This window comes from Clostridium brassicae (assembly GCF_026738875.1).
Classification (GTDB): domain Bacteria; phylum Bacillota; class Clostridia; order Clostridiales; family Clostridiaceae; genus Clostridium_H; species Clostridium_H brassicae.
Genome location: NZ_JAPQFJ010000001.1, coordinates 229400 through 252364, shown reverse-complemented (window position 1 = coordinate 252364; position 22965 = coordinate 229400). Strand labels below are relative to the sequence as shown.

Below are 22965 nucleotides of genomic sequence, written 5' to 3'. Positions count from 1 at the left end.
CATATATGTCCATTAAATTGATATTTTCTTACTAATATGTTAACCTAACATAGAGGTGTTTAAGATGAAAAAATTATTAAAAGTCGTTGGTGCAATAATTGAAAATGATAATAATGAAATATTGTGTGCTCTTCGTTCCCCTAAAATGACACTTCCTAACATGTGGGAATTTCCTGGTGGAAAAGTTGAAAAGAAGGAAAGTTTGGGACAGGCTATAGTAAGAGAAATTCAAGAAGAATTAAAATGTTCCGTTGAAGATAAAGAAATATTTTATGATAACACTCATGATTATGAAAAATTTATTGTAAACCTAACAACAATAAAATGTAAAATTAAAGAAGGTACTCCTACTGCTAATGAGCACTCTAAACTTATATGGCTTAAAAGAGAAAATCTTAAATCATTACATTGGGCACCAGCAGATGTACCTACAGTAGAACGTTTAGCAAATGAAAAAGTATAGTTTTGGATTGAAACTATGCTTTTTCATTTATTCCCTTATCAATTCAATTTTAACAATTAACTCTCACTTACTCCTACAAGTTTTTTAGAAAATCTTCTTTTTTAGTATAGCACAAAATCCGCTATTAGAAGTTCTAACCATACTCATTTGTACACCCATCATACCAGTTAGAATTAGCACTAGTAGAATAAAAAATCCAATCTACCCTGCAATTGAAATTATTTCTGCTCCTTTTCCTTTTCCAAGTTCTATAAATAAATCCATCACAGTTGAAAAATATACATATTAAGAGTAAATAAAAACAGGAATAGTTTTTAATACTATACCCCAAACCCACTCTTTCAAGAATGGGCTGAAATCAGGAGTAAATTAATTAGCTGTATTTACTTTATTCTTCTACTATTATGGTGTATTGACATAAATAATATAATACATGAAACTGCTGCAAAGAATATAAGAGACTGAATATATGGCACAAAATTATAGCTACCACCTTGCCAAAAATCTATAAATTCTCCACTGATATAAGTTGTCGGAAAAGCATATGACACAGCCTTTATTGAATTTGGGAAATCCTTTGCTTGCACACCAAACATTCCACTTAAAATCATTATTGCAAAATATAATATCATAGTTATTGCATAGGTTGGCGCAAATTTTTTGAAAAATAATGCTATTCCATGAGCTAATATAAATAAAAATGTAGATAACAAATATAAGGAACCTATTAAAATAAGTACTGAACTTAAAGTTGGCACCTGCACTTTTAACACAGAGCAAACTACTACTGCATACATAATCAATGATAAGGTTATAAAAATTAAATTAGCACATATTTTAGAAGTCAATACAATTTTCTCACTATATCCAAATAACCGAAAGCGCAAGGGTATATTTTTTTCTAGCTCCTGTGAAAATACAGCTGAATACCCTATAAGAATAGATGCTAATGGAATAATTAAGCTAGAAGTAATAAATATATTTGTTATAAAAATATCTTTCATATACTCTGGCACTTTACCTGCCATTGCTGTTCCAAAAAATATTGTCATACCAATTGGAAAAAACACCCCAAAAATTATTGTAAATATATTCCCCATTAAATTTCTAAATTCATATTTTATTAACCCCAAATTAAATAGCTTCGTATTCATCACAATTTTCTCCCCCTAATTCACCATTGAACCTTGCTTTAGCATTAATATACATAATTTCAATATCATTATTGCTTCTTTTAAAGTTTATATTCTCACCTATTAATACCTTTATTATTTCTAATTCCTGACTCTCACTTAAGCAAGAGATAGCTATTAAATGTTCAGGTGCTATTATTTTAGAGAAGTTCTTAGTCACTTCTTCGTTTCTTTTAGTATTTTCAATGGTTATAGTTGATTTTCCACAGTATTTTTGGAACAACTGCTCCTTACTGCCAAAGTCAACTACTTCCCCATTATCTAAAATCAATATCTTATTAGCTAATTTCTCTAGTTCTTCATAATAATGAGATACTATACAAATAGTAACTTTTTTATTCTCGTACCACTCTGTTATTTTATTCATTAATTGCTGACGAGTTTCAAAATCTAGCCCTGAAGTAACTTCATCAAAGAATACCAAAGAGGCATCTTGAATTAAAACTAATATTATTGTTAAACGTTGCTTCTGTCCCCCTGATAATGCACTAATTTTTTTGTTAAGGCACTCCTCAAAATAAAAAAAACTAATTAGTTCTTGTAGTACCTTATTTTTCTTTATCTTTGTATTCAAAAGAGCTTCAATTATATACTTAACCGCCATGGTATCCACATAATTATTTTCCTGCATATGTGCTGCCATTTCCTCTGGTTTTAAATTTGTATGAATATTTCCATTATAATTTGTAAGTCCTAATATTGATTTAACTAGTGTAGACTTTCCTGCTCCATTTGATCCTATTATCCCTATCCTATCACCAGCTTCAAAGGTTATTGGTGACTTTATTGATAATGCAATTTTTTCGCCATATTTCACTTCTAAATTTTTTATAGTTACCATAAATCTTCTCCTTATTTAACCATTCATCATAGTTAAACTGTACCAAATCTATATGGATTTCATGTGAAGATTGTATGCAAATCTTGTGATAATTACATAAGCTAATGTAAACAATACTTCTTCTTATTTAATCCTCTTAAAATCCTTAGTATTTGTAAAAAACATAATAGCTTCTACCCCATCCTTAATATTTCTAACCTCTATCTCATAGTTTAATAAGTTTGCATAATAGGCTACAATATAAAGCCCCAAGCCATGCCCCCTATTTTCACTATTACTTGAAACAAAGGGATCAAATATGTGTGGTAATAATTCTTCATCTATAAATGCCCCATAATTAATAATAGTTAATGCTTTCTCCGTTAAAGTTATTTTTATATGCCCCTCTTTAGGAGTATAATTTATAGCATTATTTATTAGATTATCTATTATTTTAAAAATAAGCTTCCTATCTGTATTTATATTTAAAAAGTTAAGATCCTTTTCTATAGTAAACTCCTTTAATTTTACTTGCACCTCATGATACAAGAGGCTTTCATCAATTATTTCACCAATATTTATATTTTCCTTCTTGATGGCTTCCATACTATTGTTAAGATTTAAAATATCATCTATTATTTTTCTCATTGATTGCAATTGAATCTTTACCTTCGGTAAATACTCCTTTGTATCTTTGTATTTTCCTATTTCATTTATCATACCCTCTACCAGTAATAAAGCTGCTGCAACTGGGGTTTTTAGCTGGTGAGAGGAAGCCCTAAGAAATACCTCTTGTCTTTTATTTTGCTCAGAAAGATAGTTATTCTTTTTTTCAAGCTCCTTAAAATTTTCATTTAATTTTAGATATAAGTCATTAAGAGTCTCACCTAAAACTGCAATTTCATCCTTTCCTTCCATTTTCATCAGTTCAACTTCTCTATTGGTATTGTCTTTCATAAACACTGCATGATTTACTAGTTTTTCTATTGGAAGCACTATTTTTCTTGAAAATAATATAGTTGATATCAATATTAATAAAAGAGCTGTAGCAATAATCATTGGTAGGCTTTGAAATATTATTGGTCTTATTTCTCCTATATTAGGAACTATTACCGAAAACATGGATACAATGATATCATTATTATGGGTACTTATGGCGATATAGTTGGCATACTGGTTACTTCCATCAGATACATTAGTTTCATAAATAACCGTATTCTCTTGTACCACATGAATCTTTGATGATGTTTCTTTATAAATATTCTTATAATCATTTGTTAAAAACTCAAAGGTTAATGGTAAATTATCCTTAAACAATTTATTTTTAAAAATATTTCCTATATTACTAGTAAAATTAAATTCCTCTTTATCTATATTTCCCATTTCTTCCTTGTGAGTAGAATAGTACCTTACTTTTTCAATATACTTTAATATCTCATTATCATTAATGGTGATTTTTATAGAAGTAAATTTATTAGAGATAAAAATCTCATTACCCTTGACTGGTATTTTAATAGTTGCTGTAGCTGTAGGATTGCTTGAGGATATATTTCTATAATTCCCGTCATTTATGTAGTTTTCTTGTATGGATTTTATTTCTTTTAAATTACTCTTTCTCATATAATCCACATATAATGAAGGAAACATAAATACAAAATATGCTATCATTAAGGTTACCATTGCCCCCGATATAATTGCACTATACACGAAGGTCTTCTTTGATAAATTCATCAATTACCCTCCTGATCAAACTTATAACCTACACCAGTTACTGTTTTTATGTATTTTTCAGGCAATTTTTTTCTCAGGTTTTTCACATGTGCATCTATTATTCTGTCATTTCCGTAATATTCCTCATTAAAAATTTTCATTATCAATTGTTCGCGAGTAAACACTCGATTTGGTTCTTTCTTTAATGTTTGTAGAAGTAAAAATTCACTTACTGTTAGTTGCAAAGATTGATTATCGTAGTAAGCTTGATAGGCTTCATCATTTATATATAAGCCTCTTACTTCTTCAGTTTTTGTTCTGTTTCCCATGGTCCTACGCAATATTGTTTCTATACGTTTAAGCAATAACAAGGGTGAAAATGGCTTTAGTACATAATCATCAGCATAAAGATTAAAGGCTTTTAACTGTGTTTGTTCATCTTCAAGAGCTGTCAGCATTATTGTAGCCATTTGAGGATTTATTTTCTTTATATGCTCAAGAACAACTAGTCCACTTACCTTGGGTACCATTATATCTAATATAGCTAAATCAAAATAATTATTTTTTAAAAATTCTAAAGCCTCTTCTCCATCCCTTGCACAAATTACTTCGTAATTCTGCATTTTCATATATTCTGTCGTTACTTCTGATATTGTGGGTTCATCCTCCAAAAATAAAATTTTCACCATATTGTCCTCTTCCTTATTTTAATTTATTTATTTTATGAGCCAGTTTTTTATTTAAAAACCATAATTATAGTTTCTATTTTGCTTTTGAGATTATTGAATTCATTATACTATAAATTTTATAATTATATCTATATCCTATCTATAGTCTTTGTTTTACTTTCATACTTTCATCTAAATGTATTTTAAATATGATTAAAAGGATTTTCAGAGAAATTTGCATATGTGGTAAAAATAATATTAGAGATGAGTTAGAGATCAAAAAAATATTGGTGCTGTTTTTGACTCAAATTTTTTTGTGATATATATGAAGAGAAAGAATGATACTGATAAAACACAATAGTAACTTAATATAAGAAATTTGAACTATAAATTAAAATAACTAGGCATTAGAATAATACTATTACCTAGTTATTCTTAAATATACTAACTTTAAATAAAATATAATTTGAATCAAGAGTTGCTGAAACACTCAGTTTTATTTCTTTAGCTAACTCAACAGCCTTAATAGCACTTTCATTTTTATTATTACTGTTATTCATAAATAGCAAAAAATATTAAATTTAACTTATCCAAATCGCTTAACTCATTATTCTTATCTATCTTCTCTTTTACATCTAAGTATATTTTATAACCACTATATTTTTTTATAAATATGCTTTCTACATAATATTTTTTTGTATATGTAAATATTTACATATACTATTCTAATATCTACATTACAAAAACGTAAGTTACGAAACCCTAAATGTAATTTAAATCAATGGTTGCTAAAACACTTAGGTTGTATAATTAAAACATAAAGTGAGTTACGAATTAAAAATAAATTACAGGGGGTAATACAAATGAAAATGTTAAAAAATTTATTAGATAAACTAGCTAAGGTTATAGATGAAAATGAATTAGGATCTGACAATTATTTAGAAGAAGTTGAATTCAAACTTAACAATGATAAAGAATACAACCTAAAAGCTTGCGAAACTTTAATAAATATGAATAACATGTTTGGTGCTTAATGCTTTTAGATATTTTTAAAAACACTAAGCTAATTGTACACTTGTTAGACTAGACTTAAATATCCATAAATAATAGATTTATAGTTTTATCTTATTGATAAGCCACTTAGCTTTATCAATAAAAACTCTGTTTTGAAACTAAAATAGTTAATTTATAATACATTCCCATATTATTTTAAAACAGACTCTAAATAAAAAACACCTCTCTAATAGAAAGGTGTTGTGGTAAAAATTAATTCGACAGGTATAAAGATAGAAAATCTCCTATAGCCCAATGTCCTTAACCTCATACCCCTGGTTATATGCAATCTGATATAAAGGATATATTGAATTTTTTAATGATTCATAAAATGCTTCTCTACCTATACTCTCCCCTTTATTTATTAACAAGGATATATTCAAGGTTTTACAAGTATTTAGATATTCTTCTAACACCTTGTCCTTTTTGAGTCCTATTAATATATTAAAAGCCATGTATTGCATATCACAAAATGGATTGAAATATTTCTCTATAGGCACTAGATTATTATTTTTACTACTATTTATATTCTTAAATGTTGGTACAAGATTCCACATCTCATCATGGAGAACAAAGCTCCATGGAATAAAATGATCTATGCTCATTACCCCATATCTATTAAAATTTTCAGCATTAAACTCTTGGTTTGTATAGATATCTTTTACTCCTACATTTTCCTGAATTACATATCTCCAAAACTTTTTTGCATAGGTCAGTTCTCTTGTATATGGTGGTTCTAACTTTAACGGTATGGCTGGTACATTAGGATTTCTCTTTTGAAGAAAATATATTAACTTATAGTTTATCCACCCTTTAATTATTGCTTGATTGCTTTCTATATATCTAAACCATTCATCATTTATTATTATTTTCCGTTCTCGATTTTCACTTACTATTTTATATAGAGCATCTTCTTTTTCATTAGATAAATTTTCTATAATCCTATTCTTTTTACCATCTTTTAGACCACGTAATTCTTCTACAAAAAACGGTGCTATCAATCTATAGGGAACCATATTGTAAAATACTTTTATTCTTCTACTTAGTTCCTTATCATCATCCTCTTCTAATCTATCTATTATTTCTTTCTCTTTTATATTGCTATCAAATCCATATCTTGAGCTAGCATATAAAATAACCTCATGTAGTTTATCAAAAAATCCAAAACTTAAATGATATTGAAGTAATGGATACCATGCATTTGCTATCATTCTACATACTATCCTCTTAAAACTTATTTTTTTATTACCTTCTAATATTTCTTTATATATCCCAATAAACCAATATATTTTATAACTAGCAACTAAATTTTCATAGCTGAGCATCTGCTCTAATTTTCTTGCTTCTACCCTTTCACTGCTAGGAAGTTCTGTATCTATATTTTTATATGTTAAATCCCAAATTGTAGTATTTTGTTTATCTATTGTATTCAAATTTTTTACCCCTTTTAACTTGTTGTCCTATATGCTTTATCCATAATATTCACATATTGTATGTAAATATATTTTATCATATAATTACAGATAACGATTGTTCTCTACACAAATTTAGTGTCTATCACATAAAGTAAATGTTTAAAATAATATAAGGAGGTCTTAAAAAATGCCTACATATAACAAACTAGTTCGTGATAAAATCCCTGAAATCATAAATAATTCTGGAAAACAATTTGATACACATATTGCTGATAACTCTGAAGCTCTTAAGCTTCTTGAAGCAAAACTTGATGAGGAAATTTTAGAATTTCATCAAGATAAGAATCTTGAAGAGCTTGCAGACATAATGGAAGTGATTTTTTCCCTTGCCAAAAGTCTTGGATTTTCCGAGGATGAACTGTTAAATAAAGGACTCTCTAAAAAAGAAGAACGAGGTGGATTTGACAAAAATATTGTATTAGAAAAAGTATATGAATAACAAAATAAACATTATCATTTCAATTGGATATGATAATGTTTATTTTCCAAGCCTCTGGAGTTATTGTTACTTAGTTAAAAATCCTTTTATATATTTATAAATTTCATTTTGCATATTTTTACTATTTTCCAAAAATTCAATTATACTCTCTATAGATGGTTGCTTATACCTATGCCCTATCTTATTCCTAATCAATCTTGTTGCATTCAGATAATTCCCTTGTTCATCATTTAATATATTATTTTCTTTAAGCTTTTTTATTGCATTATCTACTGACATGCCAATTTGATACAAATTATATTCTTTTAAAAGCATTGATATAAAATCTTCATATATAATAAACAAACTTAAATACTTGTATTTTAAGCTATTTGAAAATTCATCTTTTAGTTCTGGACTATCCATATACTTTTTTAATAATTCAATAGATTTTCCAATATCATTTGTGGTAATATCTAAATCATATATTAATTTTCTTAATCTTTCTTTATTCATTATCCAAAACCACCTTATCTAATATATACCAAAATTCTTCATTTTCTCTGTAAAGCCTGTCATATGATTTTAATGCTTCATCTAATAGGTTGTCTTTGATTATTACTTCTTCACTATTTAAAGCTTCTATTTTGATTATATTATTAATGTTTTCATCATTTATGTCTATAAAATCTATGTTTCTTCCTAATAATTCTTCAAGTTCTAATGTAATATTTAATTCAGTATTAAAAGAAATTTTATCTTCTGAAATTACTGCAATATCTATATCTGATTCCTCATTAAAAATTCCTGATGCTAGACTTCCAAAAATTATAACATTAGTAATACCATTATTTAAAAATATATTTTTAAATAAATCGCTATGGATAATTTTAAGTACTTCATCTCTATTATTCTCAGCTATAGGCACTTCATTAAAGCTCATATAAATTCCTCCTTAATTTTAAAACAAGACTATGTTTTAAAAGAATGTAAACATATATACCTGTGAACGTTCCTTTAGTAACCTAATTCTATGTCTTAAATCATTAAGTCTATTATAATGAAAATTACAATTCTTCTTTAGTATTGTTTTTGAAATCATACGAAATCAACAAATTACTAAAACACAGCTTAAAACAATTATACCATAGCCGATACTTTCTTTTAATAATATTATCCACTCTACTATACTTTAATCACTATTTGCTCATTTAATACCAAACCATAGATTATTTAGCACATTATACTTCTAATATTCTCAATATAAATTACAACTAGTAGTAATGCTTCTCATAAAAAATGGTGGTATATATTCACCTTTACTTTCTAACATCTCCCTTTCCAGAAAGATAATAACTTCTAATAAATAAATTTAATAATTCATCCCTTATGTTTTTATATTCTGTTTCCTTATCCTCTATGTCTTTAATCTTATCAAGATAACCTTTTGGATAATCAATATACTTTTTAAAATAAGATAATACGTCTTTAGAATTATTGAACTCTATTATAAAATCATCTATCTTTTGGTTTTTAACATTTAAAGGATCTAAAGTATTTAATTCTTGAAATATAAAAGACAATTTTTTATGATTAAAAATCATATTAGGCATAAGTAATTTTATATAATTCAAATCATTAAGATTAGAAATTTTCCTTTTAAACATTGGAGAATTAACATCAATATATGTTTCTGGAACTATTAACTCATATATAACATTTATTAATTCTTTTGTTGAAATTGTTATATTGTTTTTAATAATACATTTACCCAATAAATCTACTATTGAATCTTGTACATTTTCATTGCTTAGTAATTCATAATTTGCCTTAATGGGACAACAATCACAATTGCTGCACTTAGTACAATTTTTTTTGTACGAATTATAGAAAATATTAAGCTCTGATGAATCTGTAATTTTAGTTATTAAAGATTTTATATAACTTGAATGAACCTTGCCATCTTTTAATGTTAGTATATTACACTCACTAAAATTTATAGATTCTAACTCTTCTTTAGTCCCACTTTCGATGTTCATATACTTTTCAAGATTAGTAAACTCACCTGATTCTTCACTAGTTTCTTTTGAATACTCTTTTAGTTTAGATAATTCTTGTATTAAACATTTTTTATCTGATTCGTTATTAATAATGCTTTCAATCATAAGGTCTTCAAAAATATTCTCTGCTTCCTCTTTTTCATTTATGTCAAAAACATCCATGGCTTCTTCATTCTTTTTATCATCATCCTGTGTTTTAGCTATTGTATTTTCCATATTTTTTATATTTTTTATGACTTTATATATAATTTCTAAATTAATATCATACGCTTTATTTTCTAATGGCATTGGAATTTCATATGTATCAGTTTCAAACTTACTGTCAATATAAGTTTGAACAAACCAAGCAGTAATTTTATAAATATTTTTATGTATATTTAAAGCTACTTCTAATTCTTCTTCAACATCAGCATAATTTTCTTTGTTACTAAGCATTCTAATTGTATGAAATGATTTTAATATTTCCCCCTCTAATGTTCCTTCATTCTCTAATTGTACCAATCTTTCCTCTTGAGTCATCCTGTTTAATAATCCATATCCTACTAGTTTACATGCTTCTCTAGTTAGATTTTCAGTAAAAGTTTTCCCTTTAATAATTGAGCTATGTGGAGAAATAAATAATTCCTCATTAAAATCCCTTATATAATTATTTAAATATCTATAATTTTCATCTAAGTAACTAAAAGTATCTTTTTTCAATTATAAATCGCCCTTCCTATAATTTAACTTTTACCATTTACATCGTTATGTATATTTTATCATATAATACGCTATCATATTACATATTTCCCCACAATAAAAGCACCCATTTTAAATATATCCCTCTTTACTTGATAGAGATGTATTTAAAACAGATGCTCTTTTTAGTCAATCTTACTTTGTTACAATCCTAACAACTCTTTAACATCTTCTTCTTTTTCAAATAATAAACATCCACCATCATGATCTCCAAGTAACATTTCATTATCTTTAAGTTTTTTAAATAATGGTGATTTTAAAGCTTCTCTTAAACTACATTCTTTTAAATTAATATCTGAATATGGCGAAAATGGACATGGCTCTGCTCCACCATTAGCATTTATATGAAAAAAACCTCTTCCAGCGGATAAACATCCACCTGCATATTTCTCATCACCGGGGAATGATAAAAACACCATATTTTTAAATATATTTCTTAACTGTACTATATTTTCTTCTAATATTAAACGTTCTTTATCTGTAGGTGCAAGATTTCTAGTAGATTTAGTTACTGGAACATACTCTACAAATACTAATGCTCTTGTTCCTTTATTGTAAAGCTCCTGTATAAACTTTTTACTTGTAACAGTCATTATATTTTCAGTTGTTACAGTTACAGAACATCCAAATAAAATTCTTTTTTTATTTAAATTATCCATGGCAGTCATTATTGAATTATAAGTTCCTATTCCCCTTCTGTTATCAGTTTGATATTCATCACCTTCAATACTTATCATTGGCACAAGATTTCTATTTTTATCGAATAAGTTTATATACTTTTCATCAAACATAGTTCCATTTGTAAAGATTGGAAAAACTATTTCTTTAACAGAAGAAGCTTTTTCAATAACCCCTCTTCTCATTAATGGTTCTCCTCCTAATAATAATGCAAATGAAATTCCGAGGTCCTTTGCTTCATTAAATATCTCTCCCCATCTTTCTTCTGATATCTCACTGCCTTTTATATTATTTCCACAGGATTTATTAGCTCTTGCATAACATCCTTTACAATATAAATTACAACTAGTAGCAATGCTTCCCATAAAAAATGGTGGTATATGTTCACCTTTACTTTCTAACATATCCCTTTTATTTTTTGCATCCTTTACTGCTAACATATATTTTATTACAAATGCACTCTCCTTTGGATTTTTTATGGATGCTTTTAAAATGTTCTTTACTATATTTTCAATACCTTCACTCATATATTCAGATAAATTAAATTCTTTGCTCATTATTTACTCCCATCCCAAACTCTTTATTTAAACGATAAATCTAGATATATATTTTATCATATAATACTCTACCATATATGCTTTTAACTATAATATTATATTAATGTCAACATTTTTTTGTACAATTGTGCCAATATTTTTATATACAGTTTTGCTAGTTAGCCTTGTTAGATATATTAGATAGAGCAGAAGCTGTTCTATAAGAATTTCCTAGTATATTTACAATACTGGAATGATGAGTTTTTTCCACACCACTGTTTCCTATTAAAATTATATTGCTGTTACTCTCCAAAAATCTTAAACTGTGAAAATCTAAAAACTGTTTTTTATTTATTTTAGGTTGAAAGTCGAAATCAAAGTCCTTCATTTCCTTTAAGTGTGGAAATCCAGCTACCTTAACCATTGCATTAGTAGCATTAAAGTTTTTTATTTCTATTTCCTTTGCTGTAAGCTCGTAGAGCGCATCTACGATGCTTATATAAATGATTTTGGGTAGTTGAAGGATAAATAGTCCATACTTTAAATCTAGATGCTGATAACACTAAACTACCTACATTTTAGCTGATGATGACTCTAACATTTGCTCTCTAATAGGTTTAGCCGCCCCCTTAGCTATCCCTTTTTCATTCCCAATAATCTTTTTTGTTATATTCTTAGCTAAATTCTCAATTCCACTAGACTTACCTACACCATTCATAGCAAATACAATTTCTTCACTTACTTTTCCTGTTGTTTCTTCTACTCCTAATGCCCTTCCTACTTTTACACCCTTATATATCTTTCCAAGCAAGCTTACTGCACCTACGGTACCTACAGCAAATAACTGTTCTCCTATACTATAGTGTCTTCCTGATACCAGATCCTTTCCTTCAATTATTTCAGCTGCCATTTTATATTGACCGATAATTGGTATGAAATTTACTCCTATAGATAAGGTTCTTTCATCATCTGTTTCATAATCAAAATCTGATAATGTCACCATTTTATTTATATAATCATCATAACTATTAATTTTTTCTTTATCTATCTCAGCATCAAATATAAATTTACTAATAAAGTCTGGCAAAAACTTTGAAGATTTTTCTGAATTATACTCTGGCAGACTCTCATTATACTCATTATTGAGCCTAGATCTTCCTTGCCTATCAGGTTACACATATCTTTTATGCTCATTTTACTGGTTTATAAAGTCACTAGGCTTAATTATCTAGAAAATCTTTTATTAGATACTTTTATCTACTGAACCATTAAACCTTTTATCTTACACATACTATTGTTATGAAACCAATCAACTTTTAATCAGAATTATTAAGCTTAGGTTTTCTTAGCTCATCAACCTACACATCGCTTTCAGCCTGGTTTTACTAACTCCTAAAGTTGCTAGTGTTGATTGTATAGTAACTCCTTTATCAGATGCTTATACTTAAGATATTGCTAAAAAGATTTTAATCACCTATCAATTTCTATTAAATCAGTTGTTTTTGCCTTTATTCATCACTTTTAAATTCAATGCCACTCTTATTCACAGTCCTTTAACACTCTGTTTTCTGATGTGTTATCGTTGCTTTTTGATATAGTTCTTTTGAATGGTGTATTTATAACATATGTTAACTACTAAAAAAATAATGAACCAGCCTACTCAAATTCAGCTAGTTCACTTCATCTTTTCAATAAATTATTTATATTATGCTACTAATTCTACCTTATCATTTGTTGATTTTATCATACTGTTTCAAGTAGTATCATTATGCAGTTACTTATATTATAATTTTGCATTGTTACTACCAATTGCCTTCATCAAAATCATCTTCATCCAGTTCTTTAACATATACTGAAATCCATATTGCCTTATCTTCATCTGCATCTGTTTCAATGAAAACCCCTTTATCACATTCATATACTTCTTCAAAATCATCATACTTAAATGATGGCTCAATTTTAATGAATTCTTCTGCTTTCATTCCAACACTAATTTTATTCCACAACAACCCTTTATAGCCATTAAGTGTAGTTATTCTAAATAACTTACCATTTACTAAATTAAAAAATAAATGTAAATAATCTTCTATATCATACCTAATCCATAAATTATTTAACACTGTAGCCTTTACATTATCACCACTTAAAATTTCTTTTAATTCCTTAATAGTACTATATAGTTTTATCCCTCCCATTCCTTCATATGGAATAATTGGTGCATTTATATCAATCATTTAGTTCCCTCCTGTAAAAATTACTGTAACATTTTTTTCTCCACTAGCCTTATAAAACTCTTCAGTTCCATTAACTATCTTTATTTTTCCAACCTCTGATGATGTTGTACTTATTTTAATATATGGGAGTTCTCCATGTCTTCCTCCACCTGGTGATACTTGTAGCATTTGAATATTTCTACCTCCACTTTCAGAAGCATTATTTACCCTAACAACTACTGCTCCTGACCTTGACCTCTTTGACTTTTCAACTACTACATCATAACCACTCTTCCTCATAGCTTCGGCTATTTCGTAAGCTGATTTCCCTTTGAACATATCTAGATTATTTTTAACACTATCTATTGTAATTTTTTTATTGAAGATTTCAGGGTTACCCGCTCCCTTAGCTATCCCTTCTTCATTCCCAATAATCTTTTTTGTTATATTCTTAGCTAAATTTTCAATTCCACTAGTCTTACCTACACCATTCATAGCAAATACAGTTTCTTCACTTACTTTTCCTGTTGTTTCTTCTACTCCTATTGCCCTTCCTGCTTTTACACCCTTATATATCTTTCCAAGCAAGCTTACTGCACCTACGGTACCTACAGCAAATAACTGTTCTCCTATACTATAGTGTCTTCCTGATACTAGATCCTTTCCTTCAATTATTTCAGCTGCCATTTTATATTGACCGATAATTGGTATGAAATTTGCTCCTATAGATAAGGTTCTTTCATCATCTGTTTCATAATCAAAATCTGATAATCTCACCATTTTATTTATATAATCATCATAACTATTAATTTTTTCTTTATCTATCTCAGCATCAAATATAAATTTACTAATAAAGTCTGGTAAGAACTTTGAAGATTTTTCTGAACTATACTCTGGCAAACTCTTATTATACTCATCTATTTGAGATTTCATATCTTCATACTCTTTATGCATAGCTATTAATATTCTTCCAAATCCAAACAAGTCTTCTAAACCAATCTTTTCCTTGTCAATTCCATCTGATACTTTTGTTTGCATAGCAAATAAAGATAACGGTCTTTCACCTTTTATTCCTACGTTATTATCCACTCTTATATCTTGAAGCTTTGAATCCCTTAATTTTTGTATAGTTTTAACCTGAGCATTATAAAATTTATCATCTACTTCTCTTTGATATTCTCCTATAAATCCATCATTACTACTATAACCAACAGTGCTACTTTCATATATAGTACTCTTATTATAATAATACCCCAAACTGCTATTTTGTCCAGCTCCACTGGTTACTACTCCGAAAACTTTATATTTATCCATATATTCTTTAATGTGTTGTATATTACTTTTTATTGATATATAATCTTCATTTCCTAATTCATCATGGCTATTTATTTCTTCAAAAGCCTGTCTGCTGGTTTCTTCTATATTATTTAGAAATGTTGTCATATAATACAGTATAGAATAGGCATCAGTAGTTTTCTTAGACAAAAGATCTGAATCTAAAATATAATTTCTCATTTTATTTTCTCCTATACCGCATTTGAATTATAACTTTCCGCTTCTTCTTTATCTTGAGCTCTTAAATTTTCTAAGCAATAATTCACATAATACTCTGCTTGTCCATAAAAATAATTTAATGTATTTAAAGCTTTAATAAAACTACTTGCCAGCACTTTTTCATTATTTTCTGCTTTCCCTAAATATATTCCTATAAAACTTTCAAAAGATTCTTGATAGATTTTAGTCGCATCATTTACTAGTTCTGCCGCTTCATCTATTTTATCTGCAATATTTTTTAGTTCATCACTTACCTTTATCGTATCCTCCATTTATTTACTCACCCTTAGTTCAAATATATTTGCAAGTTCTAGCCGTATGTCTCTAGGATTTATTTTAGTTAACTGCTTATTTAATAAATCATATTTATATACATAATCTTCTTTATAGTAAATGTTACATACACTAAAACTTTCATTTTCTTTTTTTTGTATACATAATACTTCATTTTCTTTTTTATCTAACAGTTTATTTAAGATAAAATCATTAGGTTTTATTATTTCTTTTTCACCATCTTCTACCTTTGTACTATTCCATAAAAATTGATATTTTTTTATTATTTCACATAGCATAAGAGATTTTATTGTCCTTTCAATGATAACTTGTCCTTTTTTACTATTCTTTAAAAATATTAAAAAGTCGGTCTCATCTATTGCTATTAATAAATCATTAATCCATATATGCTTTTTAGCCTTTTTATATTTTTCTAAATCATTAATAATTCTAAATGATTTTTCATTTAATCTATCATTACTTTCTAATATTTTTTTCCTAATTAATGATTCTTTTGGTGAATCTTCACATTCATCATTATTTATCAAAGTCTCAACAGGATTTATACCCAAAATCGGTGTTCCATCTAGCGCCCTATTTAGATAGTATAATTCACTTGCACTAATCATCTTTTGTTCCTCCATACTATTTCCATAAAGATGGCATTTTACCATTGTGCATATATTCATCAGCATTGTTTTCTAATTTAATCATTGCATCTACATTATCTTCCGCTACACTTAAAAGCATTTCGTGATATTTTTTTAATATTGTCATCAAACTTATTGCTGATTCTTTACTTTTTCCCTGCCATATATCTGTGTCTAAAATTGATATTACTTCATTAACTTTATCTAAAGAGTCTTGTAACGTTTTATTACCCTTTATAAAATTTCCTATGTCATCATGTATACTATTATCTAATTTATAAAGCATCTTTTATCTCCTAACTAAAACAATTATATTACTAATGATGTCTACATGCAGCTTCATATAATTCTCTATATTTATTATATAAGTCATTCGCTCTAATCTTTTGGTTATTAACAATTCTTATATCATTTTCAATTTTATCAAATAATTGATTAATTTCTTTGCTAAAATTTTCTGATTTATAATTAAAATTATCCATTACTTCCCCTTGCAGATTATATTCTGCTTCATACACAGTACTAAAACTTCTGAAATGTGTTATAGCTTTATCTAAATATCTATCAAGTTCTTGTTTATATAATTCCAATTCATTTTTAGCTTTTTTATATTCCTTCATTTTTCTTCTATAATATTCCTTTTTACTCATTATTCCTCACAATTCACCATAATGTATTTTTTCATGATTATATAATACAATAAAACTATATATTTTTACAAGAATATATAATCATTTCCATATATAAAGAGTAATTTTATTGCGATAAGCTTCTTTTCTATACAATGAAAAAACAATGAAGCTAATTGATCCTAAAACCCCTAAAATATCTATAACATAGCTTTTATATTTACATGGACATAAAATTAAGTTTATCAAAGAAATTGACCATATAATAGCAAACATAGAAGATATGATTATAGTGCTTTTATATTGTGCATTTTTGTTTTTAATAAAAATAACCAAAAATCCAATAATATAAAATAATACAATATAAGTAATATCCCATATATCTACTCTCATTGGTATATCACCTGTAAAAATAATTTCTAAAATAAATTGAATAGATAAAACTAAAAATAATATAAATCCTCTAATCGTATCCACTCTCCTTTTAGAAAATTATTTTTATGAAATATAAATTGATAAACAAAATCTAATGAAATCACACCATAAAATTACATTTGCTCTATTAACTTTAAAATACATAACACAACAAACAAAAATCCTTGTACTCGAAGTATAAGTATATCTTTACTTGTTATATTTACCCGATAGAAAGCTTTTAGAGAAAGATTAGGTTTAATAAGAAAACATAGATTAGTAAATCCAAGACAAATATACATTAATATTAAATCTAAGTTGTTTTTTAATAATGGATTAATAAATAATCCTAATGAATAAATTAGTTATATTATTTTTTATAAAAATACCAGTAATCTAGCATAAAAAATATAGCATATACTGTAGGCACTATTATTGGAATAATGCGTAGATCAGAATCTTTACAACCAAGTAAAATAAAAAAACAACCATTTATAATTTTAAACAATTTTTGGGATAAAAAATATTTAGACAATTTTTCTTCATAAACTCGCTCAACACTTATAGAAGCTTTTTTTAATGTGAATCCTTTAAATATACTTAAACATCCCAATAGTACAGTAATTACTCTAAACATCAAATTTAAATTCATATTTATCTCCTTTTTTAATACAGATTATTCATATTGTAAAGGATACATGTAATATAGTAGCTTAAATTATAACTTATATGTAATTTAAAGTAAATAAAATTTAAGTCATTCATTAATCTACCCCAAATTACTCCTCAAATAAATAGGATTTTTAGCTTCAAATGAAGTTTTAAACTCCAATTGAGGCTTAGAATCCATTATCCAGGGTCGTAGCGCCGTTTATTTAATACATAAAAAAAGTAGGACTATTCTTCTTTATAATCCTACTTTTCATCCATTAAATATTATCTATATCCGTTTTTCTTATCCCTTGCTTCATCTTCAATTTCTCTTCTCATTCCATTAAGAGCTTCTTTTCTTCTTACATTTTTCTCTTTTAATGTTTTTTTCATTTTTTCATCACTTGTTTCTGCAATCATTTCATCTGCAAGCTCACAGTTTTGAATAGTTTTACTAATATTGTATTGGATTTTATCTACATTATCTTTTCTATCATCTGGGTTTGGTTTGTTTTTCATAACTTATATCTCCTTTAATATAAAAAATATAGTTTTTGTAGACAAACACTTCTCTTTTATTATTAGTAGAAATATATTTTGTTATACAGCGAAAATTTAACACTTTTGTTTATTATATTAGCTAAATTTATTATTTTAATTACGATGGCTACAGTAAAACTCGTTTATATCTCATAGATACATTTCTAAAATAAAATTATATTTAAAACAATTAATTGTATTTTGTAATTTTTTCCATTTTTCCACAACCTGTGGATTATTCTGTGTATAACTTTTTAAATAAAAAATCAACTAAATTTGATTTTCTATCAAGTCTAGTTGATTTTATTATATATCACATTTTATTTGCTTACTTAAAATAATTATAAAGCTAATATTCTAACTATATTTTCTACTGATCTTTCCATATTTTTAATTCCTTCTTTAAGGGCTGTTTCTAAATCCACTGCTTCAGGTAAAATTCCTATAATAGAATCTATAGCAGAGTTATAAAGAACTTCAACATTATCTCCTATTTTCCCAGCAAAAGCGATTACTGGAATACTAAATTTTTTAGCTGATACAGCCACTCCATAAGGAGTTTTTCCACAAATAGTTTGAAAATCTATGCTTCCTTCTCCAGTAAAAACATAATCTGCACCCTTCATTTTTTCTTCTAAATCCGTAGCTTGTATAACTAAATCTACTCCACGTTTAAGTTCCGCATCTAAAAATGCCATTAAGCCTGCTCCAAGTCCACCCGCTGCTCCTGCTCCAGGTACTTTAGCTATATCTTTTCCCAGGCTTTCTTTTATTACATTTGCATAATTATCAAGATTCCTATCAAGAATCCTCACCATTTCTAAACTTGCCCCCTTTTGAGGCCCAAATACATGAGAAGCTCCATTTTCCCCTACTAAAGGATTATTTACATCACAAGCCACTTCTATTTTTAAATTCTGTAATCTTGGATCAATACAAGACAAATCTATTTTAGCTAGATTACTAAGCGCTCCTCCACCAAACGAAATATCTTTTCCGTTTTTATCAAGAAGTTTTGCTCCTAATGCTTGTATCATTCCTGCACCACCATCATTAGTAGCACTTCCTCCTATACCTATTAGTATATGGTCAGCGCCTTTATCTAACGCAGCTTTAATAAGCATACCTGTACCATAAGTAGTAGTTATAAGTGGATTTCTAGCTTCTTTTTTTACGAGATGAAGTCCACTTGCACTAGCCATCTCTATTACTGCTGTTTTTCCATCTCCTAAAATTCCAAATGAGGCTTCTATTTCATTTCCCAAAGGTCCTATAACCTTTTCTTTTACTAATTCTCCTGAAGTAGCATCTATAAGAGATTGAACCGTTCCTTCTCCCCCATCAGCCATAGGGACTTTAATACATTCCGCATTAGGCAATATCTTTTTTATTCCTTTTTCCATAGCATCTGCTACTTCTTTTGCAGTCATACTCTCTTTAAATGAGTCTGGTGCTAATACAAATTTCATAGTAATCTTTAGCAAAACATATTAAATACTTACTATTTGTCTATGTCTTTGCTAAAGTCCACCCCCTTCCATTTACTTACATCGAATTTTTACTATTTTAATACAAATCCAAAAATAATTGTAGACACTATGGTCATTGTCAATCCTACAATAGATTCATAAGATATAAGCTTAAGTCTTTCTTTCATGTCCATAAACACACTTCCGCCTGTAGCATGAAAGAAACTTCCATGTGGTAAATGATCTATTACTGTAGCTCCTGAATGAATCATAGCTCCAGCTGATAGAGGCTTAACTCCAAGTTGAAGTATTGTTGGTCCAAATACTTGACTTGCAACAGCTGAGCCTGAAGTTGTGGATGCTGTAGCACCTGCCATAAGAATACCTGCTACTGGAGCTAATGCAAAAGAAGGAAGTCCTGCTGCATTTAATCCATTTATTATAACATTCTTAAGTTCTGAATTTGCAATAATTCCTGCTAATGTCCCAGTTCCTAAAAGAAGTATAGCCACTCCGCTCATCTTTGCTAATCCTGCACTAGCATATTTACTAATGTTTTTTATTTTACCCATACATAAAGCTCCTACTATACCTCCAACAGGTAAAGCTATTAAAGGATCAATACTAATATTTAACATAGGTCTTAGTGATAATATTATGATTGCAGTTAATGGTCCTATTATAGCTGCAAAAAAGTTTGGCTTTTCTTCTGACGTAACTTGTATTTCATTTTCTGTAACTTTAGAACCTGTATGAGCAAGCTTTTTTGCTATAATACAAGTAACTATAAATCCAAATATTGCCGGGATTATTCCTGCTGCCATCACTGAAGTTAAAGGCACTTTAAAACTATCTGAAATTGCTATTGCGTTAGGATTTGGTGATATAATATTTCCAGCTTTACCTCCACCTATCATAGCAATAAGTATTGCTGTTTTAGTAAGATTTGCTCTTTTAGCAATAGCTAATGCTATAGGCGCAACAGTAATAACTGATACATCTACAAATACTCCTACTGAAGTTAAAACCAACGTTGCAATAGAAAGTGCTATAAGTGAGTTGGATTCTCCAAGCTTATCTACTATAGTCTCTGCAATTTTTGCCGCTGCTCCAGATTCTATAAGAACTCCTGCTAATACACCTGCTGTTAATATCCTAAGTACTGCTGGAATTATACCTTTTGCCCCATTCATCATTAAGGTAACAGTATTGGTAAGCCCTGCTCCCCCTACTAATCCTCCTACTATAGCTCCAATAATTAAGCCATAAGTTGGATGTACTTTTTTAATAATAAGTATAATAGCTAAAACTAGTCCTATTAATGCCCCTAAAGCTGTAACTTCCATTTTAAATTCCTCCTTACACAAGCATTTTATGATTTCGTTTTCATGTTAATCTTATAATATAAGTGTTCACACATCATCGTGTAAGGGATAAATTATTAGAATAATATTTTTGTTCATTTGCACAAAAGCCTTCAAAATTTTATACTACAAAAAATAAAAATCTAATGAAATAAGCGCCATTCTAAACTTTAGGAACTTAAAAATCCACCTATAGTTTAAAAATATTTATCCAAATTTATATTCACCCTTAACTATACTTTAAAGTAATTAAAAATTTTATAGTGGGCAAATCCTTGAATAGCATTTCATTGAGATTTTGATTTGTCAGATTTATCTAATTTAAATACTACTAATGCCGTAAAAAGCTCTAGTAAATCTGTATAATTTCTAAGATTTTTGCCAGTAATATCTTGAATTTTTCTTATTCTATAATTCAGTGAATTTCTGTGTATATGCAATTCCTTAGCAATACTATTAATTTCTCCATTATTTTTTATAAAACATATTAGAGTTTCTATAAGATCCGAACCTTTTCCTTCTTCTTGCAATTTTTTTATAATGTTAAAGTATTTTTCTTTATATGGTACATTACTAAGGGCATCTATAGGAATAATTTTGTTATACTCATTTAGTTCCATTGAAAAATCTAATTTCTTGATAATTTCTACACACTTTAAAGCCTCTTGTACAGATTTTGATATTATAGCATTATTAGTTCCTACACCTATAACACTATTTTTAAGAAAATCCTCTTTGTAAATTTGTTTTATTCTGTAATTTAAAATTTTATCATCTTTCAACAATAAAACTACCTCTTCAGGATTAATCCTAATAATATACTCTTTTTGTTCTATATAGGTTCTTACTTTGTCTATTTTAATATTCTCAAAACGCTTAGAGCTTATTATTACAGCTTTTCTAGGAATTGTTAAATCAATATTTAACTCTGCTGCCCTTTTTATAAAATCTTCATCATATTTATCTATTAAAAATGCCCATTGATAAAGTAGTTCATCCTTAAGTTGCTCCCTTGATCTCTGCTCTGAAAACATATACTCTTGATTTATAAGCAGTGTGGCGGTTGCCTTTACTATGGATGCAAATTGTTTTACTATATCAGGTTCTCCACTAATACCAATCACGCCCATAATTTCTCCTTTAAAATAAATAGGCATATTAACTCCTGGCTTAGCTCCTCCTTTATCTTTATAAATCATTACAAGCTTTTTTAGTGAGATAGCTTTAACCGCTCCCTCATGGATTTTTCCTATCCTTGTGCTATCCCCACTACCAATAATGACTCCTTCTGAGTTCATTATGTTTACATTATATGGTATAACCTCCATCATCTTATTTACTATATCTTGAGCTAGTTGCTTGTTTAACTGTATCATCTGAATCACCTTATATTTAT

At 27.8% G+C, this 22965-nt stretch carries 26 protein-coding genes; 3 read left to right on the top strand and 23 right to left on the bottom strand.

Translation table 11 applies throughout. The features are described 5' to 3' along the window. Positions 1–64: 64 nt before the first annotated feature. The gene (locus OW729_RS01195; protein ID WP_268059568.1) at positions 65–463 is read left to right on the top strand and encodes a (deoxy)nucleoside triphosphate pyrophosphohydrolase; all 399 of its coding nucleotides are present in this window, start codon (positions 65–67) and stop codon (positions 461–463) included. 383 nt (positions 464–846) lie between these two features. Here OW729_RS01195 and OW729_RS01190 read toward each other — a convergent pair whose 3' ends face one another. The 4 genes from OW729_RS01190 to OW729_RS01175 all read right to left on the bottom strand — a co-directional run bounded on the left by OW729_RS01190 (position 847) and on the right by OW729_RS01175 (position 4857). After that, the gene (locus tag OW729_RS01190) at positions 847–1617 is read right to left on the bottom strand and encodes an ABC transporter permease (RefSeq protein ID WP_268059686.1); all 771 of its coding nucleotides are present in this window, start codon (positions 1615–1617) and stop codon (positions 847–849) included. Next, positions 1598–2497: an ATP-binding cassette domain-containing protein gene (locus OW729_RS01185; RefSeq protein ID WP_268059567.1), complete on the bottom strand. Its 900-nt coding sequence runs from the start codon at positions 2495–2497 to the stop codon at positions 1598–1600. The genes OW729_RS01190 and OW729_RS01185 overlap by 20 nt, the downstream gene beginning before the upstream one ends. A gap of 123 nt (positions 2498–2620) precedes the next feature. Continuing rightward, positions 2621–4207 (bottom strand): sensor histidine kinase, encoded by a 1587-nt coding sequence (locus tag OW729_RS01180; RefSeq protein WP_268059566.1) that lies wholly within the window; start codon positions 4205–4207, stop codon positions 2621–2623. Then, complete coding sequence (locus OW729_RS01175; RefSeq protein WP_407647609.1) at positions 4207–4857, bottom strand: response regulator transcription factor; 651 nt, start codon at positions 4855–4857, stop codon at positions 4207–4209. Before OW729_RS01175 ends, OW729_RS01180 begins: the two co-directional genes overlap by 1 nt. Before the next feature lie 860 nt (positions 4858–5717). Here OW729_RS01175 and OW729_RS01170 point away from each other — a divergent pair. After that, a complete protein-coding gene (locus OW729_RS01170; protein WP_268059564.1) occupies positions 5718–5888 on the top strand; it encodes a hypothetical protein in 171 nt (56 codons plus the stop codon). 264 nt (positions 5889–6152) lie between these two features. On the opposite strand, the gene OW729_RS01165 is transcribed toward OW729_RS01170, so the two are convergent. Continuing rightward, positions 6153–7340 carry an HNH endonuclease domain-containing protein gene (locus tag OW729_RS01165; protein WP_268059563.1) on the bottom strand — a complete coding sequence of 396 codons (1188 nt, stop codon included), beginning with the start codon at positions 7338–7340 and terminating at the stop codon, positions 6153–6155. 169 nt (positions 7341–7509) lie between these two features. On the opposite strand from OW729_RS01165, the gene OW729_RS01160 reads away from it, so the two are divergent. Beyond that, positions 7510–7821, top strand: a complete 312-nt coding sequence (locus OW729_RS01160; protein ID WP_268059562.1) for a nucleoside triphosphate pyrophosphohydrolase — start codon at positions 7510–7512, stop codon at positions 7819–7821. A gap of 66 nt (positions 7822–7887) precedes the next feature. Here OW729_RS01160 and OW729_RS01155 read toward each other — a convergent pair whose 3' ends face one another. From OW729_RS01155 to OW729_RS01070, 18 genes are all read right to left on the bottom strand, one after another. Further along, the gene (locus OW729_RS01155; RefSeq protein ID WP_268059561.1) at positions 7888–8316 is read right to left on the bottom strand and encodes a hypothetical protein; all 429 of its coding nucleotides are present in this window, start codon (positions 8314–8316) and stop codon (positions 7888–7890) included. Next, positions 8309–8743, bottom strand: coding sequence for a nucleotidyltransferase family protein (locus OW729_RS01150; protein ID WP_268059560.1), 435 nt, complete (start codon positions 8741–8743; stop codon positions 8309–8311). Before OW729_RS01150 ends, OW729_RS01155 begins: the two co-directional genes overlap by 8 nt. A 376-nt stretch (positions 8744–9119) precedes the next feature. After that, positions 9120–10559 carry a DNA phosphorothioation-dependent restriction protein DptF gene (gene dptF, locus OW729_RS01145; protein WP_268059559.1) on the bottom strand — a complete coding sequence of 480 codons (1440 nt, stop codon included), beginning with the start codon at positions 10557–10559 and terminating at the stop codon, positions 9120–9122. Between the two features lie 182 nt (positions 10560–10741). Further along, entirely contained in the window at positions 10742–11833 is a 1092-nt protein-coding gene (locus tag OW729_RS01140) for a radical SAM protein (protein WP_268059558.1), read from the bottom strand. A 154-nt stretch (positions 11834–11987) separates the two neighbouring features. Beyond that, on the bottom strand, positions 11988–12305 hold the full coding sequence (locus tag OW729_RS01135) for an ATP-binding protein (protein ID WP_268059685.1): 318 nt from the start codon (positions 12303–12305) through the stop codon (positions 11988–11990). A gap of 78 nt (positions 12306–12383) precedes the next feature. Then, a complete protein-coding gene (locus tag OW729_RS01130; RefSeq protein WP_268059557.1) occupies positions 12384–12899 on the bottom strand; it encodes a pre-toxin TG domain-containing protein in 516 nt (171 codons plus the stop codon). 715 nt (positions 12900–13614) lie between these two features. Then, positions 13615–14046 carry a hypothetical protein gene (locus tag OW729_RS01125; RefSeq protein WP_268059556.1) on the bottom strand — a complete coding sequence of 144 codons (432 nt, stop codon included), beginning with the start codon at positions 14044–14046 and terminating at the stop codon, positions 13615–13617. After that, positions 14047–15540, bottom strand: coding sequence for a pre-toxin TG domain-containing protein (locus OW729_RS01120; RefSeq protein WP_268059555.1), 1494 nt, complete (start codon positions 15538–15540; stop codon positions 14047–14049). It lies immediately after the preceding gene. An 11-nt stretch (positions 15541–15551) separates the two neighbouring features. Continuing rightward, positions 15552–15851 (bottom strand): hypothetical protein, encoded by a 300-nt coding sequence (locus OW729_RS01115; RefSeq protein ID WP_268059554.1) that lies wholly within the window; start codon positions 15849–15851, stop codon positions 15552–15554. Beyond that, entirely contained in the window at positions 15852–16481 is a 630-nt protein-coding gene (locus OW729_RS01110; protein ID WP_268059553.1) for a DUF5081 family protein, read from the bottom strand. A 16-nt stretch (positions 16482–16497) separates the two neighbouring features. After that, positions 16498–16788: a hypothetical protein gene (locus OW729_RS01105; RefSeq protein ID WP_268059552.1), complete on the bottom strand. Its 291-nt coding sequence runs from the start codon at positions 16786–16788 to the stop codon at positions 16498–16500. Between the two features lie 31 nt (positions 16789–16819). Further along, complete coding sequence (locus OW729_RS01100) at positions 16820–17152, bottom strand: hypothetical protein (RefSeq protein ID WP_268059551.1); 333 nt, start codon at positions 17150–17152, stop codon at positions 16820–16822. An 81-nt stretch (positions 17153–17233) separates the two neighbouring features. After that, complete coding sequence (locus OW729_RS01095) at positions 17234–17608, bottom strand: hypothetical protein (RefSeq protein ID WP_268059550.1); 375 nt, start codon at positions 17606–17608, stop codon at positions 17234–17236. A 307-nt stretch (positions 17609–17915) separates the two neighbouring features. After that, a complete protein-coding gene (locus OW729_RS01090; protein ID WP_268059549.1) occupies positions 17916–18197 on the bottom strand; it encodes a hypothetical protein in 282 nt (93 codons plus the stop codon). 284 nt (positions 18198–18481) lie between these two features. Beyond that, positions 18482–18715, bottom strand: coding sequence for a small acid-soluble spore protein Tlp (tlp, locus tag OW729_RS01085; protein ID WP_268059548.1), 234 nt, complete (start codon positions 18713–18715; stop codon positions 18482–18484). 362 nt (positions 18716–19077) lie between these two features. Further along, positions 19078–20205: a glycerate kinase gene (locus tag OW729_RS01080; RefSeq protein WP_268059547.1), complete on the bottom strand. Its 1128-nt coding sequence runs from the start codon at positions 20203–20205 to the stop codon at positions 19078–19080. A 92-nt stretch (positions 20206–20297) separates the two neighbouring features. Continuing rightward, positions 20298–21551 (bottom strand): GntP family permease, encoded by a 1254-nt coding sequence (locus OW729_RS01075; RefSeq protein ID WP_268059546.1) that lies wholly within the window; start codon positions 21549–21551, stop codon positions 20298–20300. 305 nt (positions 21552–21856) lie between these two features. Next, positions 21857–22945 (bottom strand): CdaR family transcriptional regulator, encoded by a 1089-nt coding sequence (locus OW729_RS01070; protein ID WP_268059545.1) that lies wholly within the window; start codon positions 22943–22945, stop codon positions 21857–21859. Positions 22946–22965 lie beyond the last annotated feature (20 nt).

Excerpts from the sequence above, each read along its gene's own strand:
- OW729_RS01195 (WP_268059568.1), top strand. The coding sequence starts at position 65 with ATGAAAAAATTATTAAAAGTCGTTGGTGCAATAATTGAAAATGATAAT.
- OW729_RS01190 (WP_268059686.1), bottom strand. The coding sequence starts at position 1,617 with ATGAATACGAAGCTATTTAATTTGGGGTTAATAAAATATGAATTTAGA.
- OW729_RS01185 (WP_268059567.1), bottom strand. The coding sequence starts at position 2,497 with ATGGTAACTATAAAAAATTTAGAAGTGAAATATGGCGAAAAAATTGCA.
- OW729_RS01180 (WP_268059566.1), bottom strand. The coding sequence starts at position 4,207 with ATGAATTTATCAAAGAAGACCTTCGTGTATAGTGCAATTATATCGGGG.
- OW729_RS01170 (WP_268059564.1), top strand. The coding sequence starts at position 5,718 with ATGAAAATGTTAAAAAATTTATTAGATAAACTAGCTAAGGTTATAGAT.
- OW729_RS01160 (WP_268059562.1), top strand. The coding sequence starts at position 7,510 with ATGCCTACATATAACAAACTAGTTCGTGATAAAATCCCTGAAATCATA.
- OW729_RS01155 (WP_268059561.1), bottom strand. The coding sequence starts at position 8,316 with ATGAATAAAGAAAGATTAAGAAAATTAATATATGATTTAGATATTACC.
- OW729_RS01150 (WP_268059560.1), bottom strand. The coding sequence starts at position 8,743 with ATGAGCTTTAATGAAGTGCCTATAGCTGAGAATAATAGAGATGAAGTA.
- OW729_RS01140 (WP_268059558.1), bottom strand. The coding sequence starts at position 11,833 with ATGAGCAAAGAATTTAATTTATCTGAATATATGAGTGAAGGTATTGAA.
- OW729_RS01125 (WP_268059556.1), bottom strand. The coding sequence starts at position 14,046 with ATGATTGATATAAATGCACCAATTATTCCATATGAAGGAATGGGAGGG.
- OW729_RS01120 (WP_268059555.1), bottom strand. The coding sequence starts at position 15,540 with ATGAGAAATTATATTTTAGATTCAGATCTTTTGTCTAAGAAAACTACT.
- OW729_RS01115 (WP_268059554.1), bottom strand. The coding sequence starts at position 15,851 with ATGGAGGATACGATAAAGGTAAGTGATGAACTAAAAAATATTGCAGAT.
- OW729_RS01110 (WP_268059553.1), bottom strand. The coding sequence starts at position 16,481 with ATGATTAGTGCAAGTGAATTATACTATCTAAATAGGGCGCTAGATGGA.
- OW729_RS01105 (WP_268059552.1), bottom strand. The coding sequence starts at position 16,788 with ATGCTTTATAAATTAGATAATAGTATACATGATGACATAGGAAATTTT.
- OW729_RS01100 (WP_268059551.1), bottom strand. The coding sequence starts at position 17,152 with ATGAGTAAAAAGGAATATTATAGAAGAAAAATGAAGGAATATAAAAAA.
- OW729_RS01090 (WP_268059549.1), bottom strand. The coding sequence starts at position 18,197 with ATGAATTTAAATTTGATGTTTAGAGTAATTACTGTACTATTGGGATGT.
- tlp (WP_268059548.1), bottom strand. The coding sequence starts at position 18,715 with ATGAAAAACAAACCAAACCCAGATGATAGAAAAGATAATGTAGATAAA.
- OW729_RS01080 (WP_268059547.1), bottom strand. The coding sequence starts at position 20,205 with ATGAAATTTGTATTAGCACCAGACTCATTTAAAGAGAGTATGACTGCA.
- OW729_RS01075 (WP_268059546.1), bottom strand. The coding sequence starts at position 21,551 with ATGGAAGTTACAGCTTTAGGGGCATTAATAGGACTAGTTTTAGCTATT.
- OW729_RS01070 (WP_268059545.1), bottom strand. The coding sequence starts at position 22,945 with ATGATACAGTTAAACAAGCAACTAGCTCAAGATATAGTAAATAAGATG.